We start from the raw sequence: 12,059 nt of genomic DNA, 5'->3' as shown, positions 1-12,059 counted from the left end.
GTTGGGAATTACTGCCTGATGCTTTGTCTTCAAAAATTCGCTCACAGCCGATTTCTTTTAACGCATCAACTTGACGGCCAAATCCGTTGCCCCATCAATAAACACGTTGGCACTCCACACCAGTATAGCTAGCCCCACTAAAAATGCCACAATCGCAATCAACATAAAAAACTCACTTTGCTATTCAATTAAAAAATGCGTTTTTACCGCTATCAATGATAAAAACGCATTTTAGGTATAGGATAGTTAAAGGCTAGGCTTGTTTTGGCAATGTCTTATTCAGATAAAAATAACCGATAATGCCTGCTAAAACTGAACCCATGACAATCCCTAATCGCTCATCAAACGGTTTAATCTCCAATCCTGCGAACGCCAAGCTCCCGATAAATAAACTCATGGTAAATCCAATGCCACATAGGGCAGCGACACCAATTACTTGACCCCAGTTCATGCCTTGTGGCAGATTGGCGAGCTTTAGCTTAACCCCAAGCCAACTAAATAACATCACACCCAGCATTTTACCGACTAGCAATCCCATGATAATGCCCAATGACACAGGGTGGGTGAGTGACGCCATAAAGCCTCCTTCCGCTCCCCCAAAATGGATCCCTGCATTGGCAAAGGCAAATACGGGCAAAATCAAAAAGCTCACTGTATGATGCAAATCATGCTCAAGTTCTTTTAACGGTGAGATTTTAGGGTTTGCCGAATCAGTCATTGGGATAAACATCGCCAGCAATACCCCAGCAATCGTGGCATGAATACCCGATTCAAGCATCGCCACCCATAACACCAATCCAATAATGACATACGCAGAAATACGAGTGACATTAAAACGATTCATGATAAACAATACTGCAAGCGTTAAAGCGGCAACCCCTAAGGCGGCTAGGTTTAACCCACTGGAATAAAACAAAGCAATGATTAAAATCGCCCCAATATCATCGAAAATCGCAATTGAGGTTAAAAACACTTTAAGCGACAGCGGCACTCGGCTACCCAGTAAGGTTAATACCCCCAACGCAAAGGCGATATCCGTGGCCGCAGGAATCGCCCAACCCTTAGCAAAATCAGGGTTTTGGTAGTTAAACATCAAATAAATTAAGGCAGGAAACACCATGCCACCCATGGCAGCGAGTGCAGGTAAAATGATGTTGCGTGGGTTGGACAATTCCCCTACCATCATTTCACGTTTAAGCTCAAGCCCCACTAAAAAGAAAAACACTGCCATTAACCCATCATTAATCCAATGAAGCAAATGGTGTTTCACCACGAAATCACCAAAACTTATCGCAATCGGAAAATGCAATAAATGCTCATAGCTTTCTTGCAATGGCGAATTGGCAACAATCATTGCCAGTAGTGCAGCGATGGCTAAAACAATACCAGCCGCTGCATCCATCGCAAAAAACCGCTTAAGCGTTTGCTGAAAATTACTCATAGACCCTCCTAATATAAAAATAGCTATTTATTCTCTTTTGTGAATGCTATTCGCTGTTCAATTCTTTCTGCCACTTGCTTAGGGTCAACTTGTGAATTATCGAGTACCGCCGCCCACGCATACACGATATCATCTTCATAAATATGACCAAATCCTGCAGGCGTTTGGTTAGACGCTGGCATATCCAGAGATAATTCCCAAAAACTTAACACAGGCAACCATCTAGGTAAATGACTAACCCCTCGACCCTTGGGTTCTGCCATCCAGTCAGGTGCTTGCCATAGCATCTTGGACGACCACCACACGATAGGGTCTGTCGCATACTGCAAAAATACAATTCGTGGTGACTGCCAATCATTTGTCAGTTGTTTTAATGAGGCAGGATTATCCATAAATCGCACATGTTGTCCGCTGTGAATAATAGGCAAGGCTTCTGTCGAACCTTTATTCCGATTCGCCACCAGTTGTTGCCATAGTGGGCTAAATCTTGGCGTTCCCACCCACACCGCCCCATCAATACGATTAATGACATCATCATAATTGTTAAAAAGCGATTGACTGGCATACGCCCCTAACGACTCTCCTGCAAGCAATAGTTTAGGGCGTTTATCAATCGGCATTTGCTCAAGACGTTGTTTGACGGCATTTATCAACTCGCTATTGGCAAACGTGGCAAGCTCACCATTCAACAAAAACGAAAATTGACTGGGTAAATACGAGTATTGAATCGCCACCGTTGCCACATCGCCTTGGGTCAAATACTCAACCGCCTGACTGCTGTACTCTTCAATCCAGCCCCGTCCTGTAGCCCCTTGTATCACGATATAGCGGCGGGTAAACGCCTGCGTTCTATCCATCTCATCAAGGGCGGTCTGCACCATTTTTTCTAACAACGCTTTATCAGGTTCTTGACGATTCAAACCAACGAATACCCGAATCGGCTCTTTGGCAGGCAATCCTGTCAGCAAGCTAATATCCTTCTGCGACGCCCCAAGCGAGACAAAGCGTTGTCCAAAATGCCCCAACTCCTGCCACTGTTGGGCAGGTTTTTCTTTATTACTATGCCCCGTTTGCCCACTATCAAACCCTGATTTATACCGTGAGAATGGGGCTGATAGGGTATCGGGTTCAGAGGTATCAAGCTGCATGGCACTATAGGCGACTTTCTCGACAACTTTGTGCCAGATATAATCTCGACTTAACGTAACCAATCCGACAATCAGTAGTAAAAAAGCCCCTGCCTTCATACTCATTTTTGTGGTAGTAGAAAACTGTGGAAAGCCACGTTCTACCCCCATCAACACCAATTGCTTTATCAAGCGAGCGATAAACACGACCAACCCCCAAAGCAATAGACTTAAGAGCATAGCCCCGCTGACATTAAGCAATGACGGCGGTGTTATCTGGACCTGTTGGGCAATCTTGGCAGTAATCTGGTAATGATAAAAAGCAAAACCAATCGCACCTAAAAATCCTAATACCATCGTCATTATTGGTAAGATATTTAGGTGGTTGATAGCTGATTGATGATTGGAGTTTTTTAATAAACGCTGTAACCAATACCCTATAAGACCCAACAGCATTCCAAACGCATAACCAACGATAGCGTTAATGCCACCACTGATTGCCTGCAACCACCAGACCCGTGGCAACAACATTGGTACATAGGACACATATAGACAAAAAAAACCCAGCATTAACCCAACTGCTGAACTATCTTTAATCTGTCGCTGTAGCCATTGAGCGACCAAATGCGTATTATTCATCTATTTTACTCAATAAAAAAAGGGTAAGACCATTGTCCTACCCTTCATTGTAAACGATTCGACGATTAGTAACGAGTAATCAACGCAATCGGCTCCTTTTCATCCATTTGCTCAGTGGGTACAAATACCACCTCACCACCGTTATGGCTAACCAATTCAATGATTTCACTAACCGCATCATCGGTTACACCCTCAGCAGTAGCATCATCTTGGACTTGTAGGGTCTGTGCTTTCTCATCAATCTTCGCAGGCACACTATGACCTTGACGAACCAATAGCGTTACCGCATTGCCTTCAAACGCCGAGCGATAGATTTGTTGCAAATCAGTACGCACCATCTTTTCATTACGAGCTTTTTCAAGGTCGCCTTTGGCAGTTTCGTAACGAGTCTGACGCTTTTGCTCAACGATGTCTTGAACGCCAGCAATAATGTCCTCTGGCTTGCTGTCGTTCAGATATGTTAAATTATCGACTTTACCAATAATCATATCAGGGCGGTCGCACACTTTTTCATAAAAACCAATATTGTGGCTATCACCCACCAAAATCACAGGTAGTGGTGATTTGTTATAAAGCTCTTGCAAGCTTTTATCAACACGGTTAAAGAACTCTTTTAAGTACATATCATCGTCTGATGAGCCTGTACGGTCTGCTTTACTGTTGTTGGGTAGCGTTGAGTTGTTAATAGGGAAGGTCAACTCGCTCATTGTTTGTTGACGTTCGCTACCGCCTTTAATTTCTTTAACCAGACGATTATTCACGCCTTCAATCAGACGGGCTTTTTCAGGCGTAACTACCAACACATAATAGCCAACCCCTTCTGATAAGTTACGCATGAGGTCACGGGTCGCAAACTTTTCACCAATGATGACTCGCTCAGCGGCATCAAAGGGCAAACGCACCACTTGAGCAGATTCAGGCGTGGCAAACACAGCCAGCGTATCTAAGTTATAGTTATGGTCAAGCTCATCGGTTTGGGCATGGATTTTTTCCATCACACTTGCAGCAACACGCTTGTCGTATTCATTGGTGACACGTTCTTCGACGATTTTAAGTTGGTTTTTTAGGGCAATTGCGTCTTGCTCATTGTCTGGGAAAGTACGGTGGGTCGGAATAAATACGCTAACCGCTGGATTACCTGTTTGCCCACGCAATGTTTTAAAAGTTTCTTTTAAATTGATGTTATTCATGTGTAACTTCCATTTTAAAATTAAATAAAAAATAAATATCAAAAACAAAAAATAATAAGAAAATATATTTCTAAATATAGCAAAATATAGAATTTATTTTTCATATTTAAGCTAAAATTTGATTATATCAATCATAATAAGAATTAAAAGTAAAATGTTGTATCGCTTATATATGGCAATGTTATAGTTAGCATCGTTTGAACAATAAAAACGAGTATTATAAAAGACGTAGATTTCAAAAGTTCTAGACTGGGATAAACGATAATGGTCTCATACCTAATCTGCCATTTATAACTAACTTAATGTCTAGAAACAAAATTTTGGGTCAAAGGGTAGATATAAATGCACTCACAAACGTGGCCTTGGCTTATCCGAAAGCGGCTAGACTGCTATAGTCTTCGAAGACAGAAAGTGCTACGGCGTTAGGCTCACTCACAGTACTATTTGTACAGTTTCGTTCGCCTGCCTTGTATCACTTTTATGTTTCTGTGACTATATTTCCCTAATTCTTTGCTGATATCGAATAAGGTAGAGTGTAAAAAAACAAGCCACACTTTAACCAGGGGTTATCTGAGAATTCGGGTCATATTGCACGCTAAGGAATTTTGGCGAGTATTATACCATTATAGATTCGCGTGATAATAGAACTAGCCTACGGAAAACAGATGTTTTCATAGAGTTTCTTATTTTCTTAAGTTTATGCCTATTTTTGTAAATTAACCTATCTATAAATCAGCGTTCAACACATCTTTAAACAGAGCTTATAAGAAACTTTCGATTACACTCACTAAAAGGTGTTTAATAGAAGGGCTCAAGTACTATGCAAAATGAGCAATCTCATCAATTAACTCAGGTTTTTTGCCTAATAATTTAAGTAAGACTTGCGCTGAGCCACTCGGTTTATGCTGACCTTGCTCCCAAGATTTTAACGTATTGACAGAAATACCTAAGGCTTTGGCAAATTGACTTTGCGATAAACCTGCTTTACGGCGGACTTGAGCCGTATCTGATATTTCTGTCGTACGTGCAAAGATACCTGCTTTGGTTTGGTTTAATGCTTCAATCAAATTGTCTCGCTCTGCTATCAAATCAGGTTCATCATCAATAATCGCTTGAACCGCTGCTTCAACATCGAAGTCTTTAGGAAAATTTGTTTTCATCAGTTATCCTTTTAGCTTTTGAAGCTCACTTGCCAAAATATTTTCTTGTTCATTTTTTGCATAGAAGTAAGACATCACAATCAGTGTAAGCGTCCGACCATCCCATCTACCACCATTCTAAAAAATACGAGATAGTGCCCACTTATTTTGATCTGAACCCCGAAAGTTGGACACCCTTTTTAACGATTTTTGAAGTATTTCTACATAAATGGTAAAATTAAAAATATTTTTTGGGATTTATTGTTGTTCACCAAGTCACTTGCCTTATCAGGTTTTTAAAATTCTCGAAAACTCTAGCAATAACTTGCTCTCTTGGTTCATTCCAAAGCTTAGATAAACTATCGATTACTGGCATAACTTCGCCAGGCAAAATTGGCTGATTTTTACTCTTAACAAATGGGCCATCCGTTTCAGTGATAATGCGGTTTTTGGGAATTCTGCTGACGAGCTGTTTTCCTTTGTTGGTTGAAAGCATCCTTTGATTTACTGAAAACCAACAGCCATTAGCTATCGCTCTGTTTAATTGAATTTCATTTCCTGTGTACCAGTGTAGAACAGGTACGCCATTCGAAAAATGATTTTTTAAACAGTCAAGTACGCTATCCACAGCCTGAAGACTATGAATGGTTAAAATTTTAGGAGTAGACTTATTCGATTGTATAACAATATGCTCAAAAACTTTCTGTTGAATCGGTTGAAATTGTTTTAGTGAGCGCGAGCCATCTAATCCTATTTCACCTATATATTTTGTGTCGTCCACTAATAGGTCAAATAAATCTAGTTCTTCACTACGTTCATGAGCTATCTGTGGATGCAAACCAAGAGCTGTTTGAATTCTTTGATGGTTTTCTGCAAGTTCCTTTGTACCGAACCATGCTTTAGGTGTTGTCGTGACTGATAAGATATAACTTGAAGCATCGCATAAAGAAGCGACTTTATGCGAATTTTCATATAAATCCAAATGGCAATGCAGATCAATCAATGGGTACATTAGACAGTTACATCCAAATTTTGAGTTTGTAAATAATTTTTCACTTCACCCATTCCCCTTAAAACAGTATCGATAATGCTCTGACGTTCAGTTTTCTCCAATGGTAATGAACCAGACCTTGCCACCCAAATATTTTTATTCGAAGCATTTTCTAAATTCCGAATAGCGACAATCATAGACATCAAATCGTCTCTATTATTAGGGTTCTTGATGACATCGTTTAAAATTGGGAATTGGTATGGTGTAGTATCATTATAAGTGGCTGCATTAAAAGAAGCTCGCCTAATCAAGCATGGCACACATCTGCCGCATTGAGTACCTGAGCGTTTCCATTTACCACAGGAAACTGTATCAACGGCAACTTTTTTCAGTAAAGTCTGATTTTGGCAGTCTACTATCATCTCACCCTTTGTTTTAAACTGGTAAGGGTTCAATAGCTTAACAGGCAGACCAATATTGACAAACAACTCGTTCAACTTTCCTAAAAAAAAGGGATGGGTTGTTCTTGTACTCAATGAACCAATTCGTCGAGCTGTTAATGGTGGATTGATCGAAATAAGCCCATTTTCTGGGATATAAAGGTTAACGGTTTGATTATTATAGTGGTTTTTTGATAACGCAGTAGCAATCAATGCTCCAAATGCAATAAAGTTAAAACTCCGTGTTCTCATTTGTACATCGACTGGGATTTCTTTTACTTTTCTTGGGTTTGCGACGACTTGAAATTTAGCATTAGTAAGGCGAAGTTTGTTATAAACATCATCCTGTTTTTCCCTATCTTTTGGATAAGCATGGCTGACTAGTACAGGTTTCTTGCCTTGCTCTTTTAAATCTACAGCTCCAATCATACTGTCAAGACCGCCAGAGAATAAACAAACCGAGTCATGATTATCGATGTGTATTTTTCGAGCTCGTCGATGCGTTATCTTACTTGGTATTTGAAAATCACTTTGACTAAATTCAAAATCCCATAAGTCACCGCTGAGAAAATGTAAAGTTTCTTGAAGTAATGATCTTTGTTGTTGCCACAAATCTGGTTCTAGTAAAGGTAGATGAACCTTAAATTGACGACACCAAGCATCTTCTGCTCTTGTGTTTCGTTCAACAAAAGTATCAGCGGCAGTAACTGCTAACGATAACATCATTAAGTCAAAAGCTGTTTCGTCAGGCTGTTCTTGTAATCTTCTGAATTCTTGTAAAGCAGCTCCGCCAATACTGTTGTACATACCTTCCAGTGCAGATTTGCCAAACATCCGGACTGGTAATACATTGCTTGACATATTAGGTAATCTAGTGAGGTCAGTCTCAAAATATAGTTCAATCATTTAGATAGTCCTCCCACTCGGTCCAAATCTCTTTAAGTGCGGTTTGTTGGATGGTTTCAATGTCATTGCGGGTTAGTGTATCTTTGTTTTCTTTTAGCTGTTCACTCATATGTTTATCTACACAAGATTCAATCAGAGCATGTAAATCATTTTCTAGTTCAAGAAATTTCTCTGGCGTATCTGCCTTGTCAAACGATGTTCTGGAATCTAGCATAATTTCTTCAAATAAGTATTCTGAGGTGTAATTAAGCATTAAATCAATAATCAAGTCATCAGAAATTTGACTAGCATCGAATTCATCTACACCATCTAAACATTTTGATAAGGACTGATTTAAACTTGCTCTGATTCTTTCAGCATCACCATCAACTTCTAGGATTATTTCAATGATTTTATCAATGACAATATCGATTGGTTGGCCATTCAAATCAGACAATATCAAACCTAAGTAATCGTTGCCAGCTTGAATGTTCTTAAATACATCAAATAAGCCACCGCCCGCCTTAATCATTTTCTGATAACGTTTTGGACCCACATTTCTGCCACCAGTCGCATGTTTTGCATAATGACCAATAGCTTTCTTAAGATGATTTCCTGACTTACCTGCCGCAGCTTTGCCTAGCTCACCTCTAAACCCCGTTAAATTTCTATCAATACTCGGTAATGGCTGGTTATCTTCATTAGCCCATGAAGGTACTAACGGTGATTGACCATTCGTTCCTTTACTGGAAGTTGATGTTCCCATAAGTTTGTCACTCCATGAAATTAGTTGTTGAACCAGGATTCATCTTTCACTGAGGTTTTGAACCAAGGTTTTGGTATAGGCATTACTTCCGAGAAAAATGCTTTAAATTGAGTTCTAGTTTCTTCCATTTGTCTAGCTAATAAGAACACCCCTGCATAGCCATTTGGTTTTTGAGTCCAATTCGAATGCTTACGCAATTCATCTAATATTAGCCCCATCACTTTTACTTCTTCGCCATTAGGAATCAAGTTAATAACTTGTAGAGCGGCACGTGAGGAGACATTATTTGTACGCAGTAACAAATTAAAAGCTTGCGTTGCAGGTTCTGATAACCCTTTAGAAATAACCCTTAATGGTACAGTTTCTTTACTTAAATAAACTAATGGGCGTAAATCTCTATTAGACAATGTTGGTTCTAAATTTATCCAATCAAAAATAAACCATTTATACTTATCCCACTCACTAGGTAATAATTTCTCAAATTGCTCAAAATCTTCTTTTGATAATTCAAGTTTTTCAAAAATTTCTGGTTTACCATCGGCCGTCGCATTTATCTCATTGTATAAGGTTGAAACTGCTTTAGAGTCACAGCATCGCTCAAATAATGCCATTTTCGCAATGAGTTTTAAATCTATGGGCATTTGACGTGCACTAGCAACCATATTTCGCATACTAATGACGTTGAGCATTCGTTTAACAATACGTGGATTACCTTCAACATTTTTTGAAGAAGCTAACAAAGGAGCGATACGATCTGCTACATTAAAGTCCGTTAAAAGATTTTGCACAGTTGGAGCAGCACTATCTAAAAGCTCAAGTGCATCGTTTACACTAATTGGCTCTTCTTTCCACGAAAGGCGTAAATTTTTCTCCAATCCCTCTCTTAGATTTTCCAGTTTTTCTTGTTGCTGACCATAGATAGGGTGAATTGAAGCATACAGTAGGAATAGATAAGCCCTTACCTCTCTAGTACTTATTTTTGGGACTTTGACAGGAAATTGAATCAATTTATCCAAATAATCGGTAACATGCTTTTCATCAATGCCATTAAAATGCTCTTTAACGGCATGTCTTACCATGTCTTCATCTGCAGCAATAACGAATGCTGTATTTTTCATGAATAAAAATAAGCGTAAAGATTCCAATGTCTGAATAGTTTGTTTTGGCAAACAACGATCTAAATTATCAACAAATACAATAATTTTTTTGTTGAACTCTGTTAAAAGTTCTTCAAGTTCTGTTTTTAGTGCAGCGATTTCCTTTGGTGCAGATTATAATACTCCCCGAAAACTAGACCAAAAAATTGCAGCAAATAAGATAGAATAGCCCTTAAGAAAAGAGGTCTATCTAATGACAAAAGTTCGTAAGCGTCACAATGCTGAATTTAAAAGTAAAGTTGCCGTTGAAGCTATTAAAGAGCAAAAGACAATCAACGAATTAACCGCAGAATATGGCGTACATGCCACCCAAATCAGCAACTGGAAAAAGCAAGCCTTGGCTGTCATACCAAGTGCCTTTAACACCAAACAGCAAGATAACGAACAAGCCCAGCAAGCCACTATCGATGAACTGCATCGGCAACTGGGGCAAGTCATTAGTGAGAGAGACTGGCTTAAAAAAAAGTCCTCACAGCTCGCTTAGATTCTCGTAAACAACTGCTAGAGCCTGACAATAAGGATTTCAGTACTCGTAAGCAATGTGAACTACTTGGTATTAACCGCTCAAGTCTGTATTATCAGCCAAAGCCCATCAGTAAGCTTGATATCACCTTAATGAACCTACTTGACGAACAATATACCAAAACCCCATTTTACGGGGTAAAGCGTATGACTGCTCATTTAAGGCAATTGGGTCATCCAGTAGGACAAAAGCGAGTTAGGCGATTACTACGGCAAATGGGATTAGACGCCATCTATCAGCATCCTAACACGAGTAAGCCTAACCCTGAGCATCGAGTTTACCCGTATTTGCTTAGGAATGTGCCCATTATCCGCTGTAATCAGGTATGGAGTACGGACATCACTTACATCCGCCTGTCTAAGGGCTTTGTGTATTTGATGGCGGTGATTGATTGGTACAGCCGTTACGTTTTAGACTGGTCGCTATCAACGACACTTGAAGCAGATTTCTGCATTGATACGGTGGGCAAATTACTGCACAATGGTCTACGCTGTGAGATTTTTAATACGGATCAAGGCTCGCAGTTTACCAGCCCAAGATTTACCACGCCGCTGATTGATTCGGGCATTGCTGTAAGCATGGACGGTCGTGGCAGGGCGTTGGATAATATCTTTGTAGAACGGCTTTGGCGGTCAGTAAAGTACGAATGCGTGTATTTACGCCAGTTTGATACAGTCAGTCAAGCCAGAGTTGGTTTGAAAGAATATTTCGAGTTTTACAATCATGAGCGGTTGCATCAGTCGCTTGATTACCATACCCCTGCACAGGTTTATTTAAACAATAGTTCGGTTAATCCTGTGCTTTATCAACCCAATTCTATCTTAATTTTATGATTATTTGGTCTAGACATTGGGGAGTACCTTAGTTACACATTTTCGGGGAAAGGCTCATGAATTTAGGACCTTCATCTTTAGAACCCCTGGCTTTAATAGTATTCGAACCTTGGCTGCACGATTGAGTTACTACTGTGTCGCTTCAGGAGGCTTAATGTCGTGCCTACCATTGCAACTCACTTTAGGAGGCAAAAGCACCACACAAAGCTATCGCCAACCTGTGTATTACGTGGATCTAACTTTACGGGAGTGTATTGGCCTGAATGATATCATTACTCAGGCCAAGCAAATTGATGAACAGAGCAAGAAGGCTATATTTTTTTGATTTCTACAATATCACTTGATTCAATGAGTGATTGGATATTACCAAATAAACTTTGAATATAATCAGAGGCCATATGGATATCTAAATCCTCCCTGCTACGCCATTCTTCTAAGAAGAAATATTTACTCGAGTCATTTTCGCTAATATAAAGCTCATATTTCAAGCACCCTTCTTCTTGAAGCGTAGGCTCTATTACACTTTTTAAAAGCGCTTCCAACGTTTCTTTTTGATCTGACTTTGCCTTAAAGTTCGCAATTATTGAAATAGTCATTATTTCACCTTGAATTTGTTTTAGAAGTTTTCTAGTACAATTTTGCCTTTTGACTTACCTGATTCAAGCAATTTATGTGCTTTCTCCAAGTTTGCAGCGTTAATATTGCCTAGATTTTGGTTGAGGGTACTTGTAATTTTTTGCTGGTCAACTAATTGGGCAACCTGTTGCAACAGTACACCTTGCTTTTCAATATCATCGGTTTCATACATTGAACGGGTGAACATCAACTCCCAATGGATAGAAATAGATTTGGTCTTAAACGGCATAATATCAAAGGTTTGTGGATCATCGATCAATCCAAGCTTACCTTGTGGTGCAATCAGAGAAAC

10 protein-coding genes and 3 pseudogenes are annotated in these 12,059 nt (G+C 39.6%); 2 read left to right on the top strand and 11 right to left on the bottom strand.

The genetic code is table 11. The features are described 5' to 3' along the window. Positions 1-66: 66 nt before the first annotated feature. The 9 genes and pseudogenes from ACH0AB_RS11245 to ACH0AB_RS11205 form a co-directional block, all read right to left on the bottom strand. A pseudogene (locus tag ACH0AB_RS11245) lies at positions 67-165 on the bottom strand (calcium/sodium antiporter); the annotation flags it as partial. 88 nt (positions 166-253) lie between these two features. Then, complete coding sequence (gene nhaA / locus ACH0AB_RS11240) at positions 254-1,441, bottom strand: Na+/H+ antiporter NhaA (RefSeq protein ID WP_036604826.1); 1,188 nt, start codon at positions 1,439-1,441, stop codon at positions 254-256. Positions 1,442-1,464: 23 nt separating this feature from the next. Then, positions 1,465-3,207: an alpha/beta-hydrolase family protein gene (locus tag ACH0AB_RS11235; protein ID WP_060994965.1), complete on the bottom strand. Its 1,743-nt coding sequence runs from the start codon at positions 3,205-3,207 to the stop codon at positions 1,465-1,467. A gap of 65 nt (positions 3,208-3,272) precedes the next feature. Then, positions 3,273-4,397 carry an AOC03_06830 family ribosome hibernation factor gene (locus ACH0AB_RS11230; RefSeq protein WP_060994964.1) on the bottom strand — a complete coding sequence of 375 codons (1,125 nt, stop codon included), beginning with the start codon at positions 4,395-4,397 and terminating at the stop codon, positions 3,273-3,275. 818 nt (positions 4,398-5,215) lie between these two features. Beyond that, positions 5,216-5,557, bottom strand: a complete 342-nt coding sequence (locus ACH0AB_RS11225) for a helix-turn-helix domain-containing protein (protein ID WP_065253168.1) — start codon at positions 5,555-5,557, stop codon at positions 5,216-5,218. Between the two features lie 247 nt (positions 5,558-5,804). Beyond that, positions 5,805-6,548 carry a Qat anti-phage system TatD family nuclease QatD gene (qatD, locus tag ACH0AB_RS11220; protein ID WP_201666679.1) on the bottom strand — a complete coding sequence of 248 codons (744 nt, stop codon included), beginning with the start codon at positions 6,546-6,548 and terminating at the stop codon, positions 5,805-5,807. Beyond that, the gene (qatC, locus tag ACH0AB_RS11215) at positions 6,548-7,873 is read right to left on the bottom strand and encodes a Qat anti-phage system QueC-like protein QatC (RefSeq protein ID WP_406878203.1); all 1,326 of its coding nucleotides are present in this window, start codon (positions 7,871-7,873) and stop codon (positions 6,548-6,550) included. Before qatC ends, qatD begins: the two co-directional genes overlap by 1 nt. Next, the gene (locus ACH0AB_RS11210; protein ID WP_065253171.1) at positions 7,866-8,618 is read right to left on the bottom strand and encodes a hypothetical protein; all 753 of its coding nucleotides are present in this window, start codon (positions 8,616-8,618) and stop codon (positions 7,866-7,868) included. Before ACH0AB_RS11210 ends, qatC begins: the two co-directional genes overlap by 8 nt. A gap of 20 nt (positions 8,619-8,638) precedes the next feature. Continuing rightward, a pseudogene (locus tag ACH0AB_RS11205) lies at positions 8,639-9,889 on the bottom strand (KAP family P-loop NTPase fold protein); the annotation flags it as partial. Positions 9,890-9,968: 79 nt separating this feature from the next. Here ACH0AB_RS11205 and ACH0AB_RS11200 point away from each other — a divergent pair. Both ACH0AB_RS11200 and ACH0AB_RS11195 read left to right on the top strand, forming a co-directional pair. Then, a protein-coding gene (locus ACH0AB_RS11200; protein ID WP_406878202.1) for an IS3 family transposase occupies positions 9,969-11,131 on the top strand; the annotation gives its coding sequence in 2 pieces (ribosomal slippage) (positions 9,969-10,242 and positions 10,242-11,131; 1,164 coding nt in all). A gap of 49 nt (positions 11,132-11,180) precedes the next feature. Then, positions 11,181-11,453 (top strand): annotated as a pseudogene (locus tag ACH0AB_RS11195) (recombination directionality factor); the annotation flags it as partial. Here the strand turns inward: ACH0AB_RS11195 and ACH0AB_RS11190 are convergent. Then, a complete protein-coding gene (locus tag ACH0AB_RS11190; protein ID WP_406878201.1) occupies positions 11,443-11,727 on the bottom strand; it encodes a putative quinol monooxygenase in 285 nt (94 codons plus the stop codon). The pseudogene ACH0AB_RS11195 and the gene ACH0AB_RS11190 overlap by 11 nt on opposite strands. 20 nt (positions 11,728-11,747) lie before the next feature. Then, positions 11,748-12,059 (bottom strand): zinc-binding dehydrogenase (locus tag ACH0AB_RS11185; protein WP_406878200.1); only part of this gene is annotated, 312 nt, incomplete at its 5' end.

This window comes from Moraxella sp. 179-F 1C4 NHS (assembly GCF_045370505.1).
In the GTDB taxonomy this organism is placed as follows: domain Bacteria; phylum Pseudomonadota; class Gammaproteobacteria; order Pseudomonadales; family Moraxellaceae; genus Faucicola; species Faucicola tetraodonis.
This window is presented reverse-complemented; position numbering and strand designations above follow the sequence as displayed.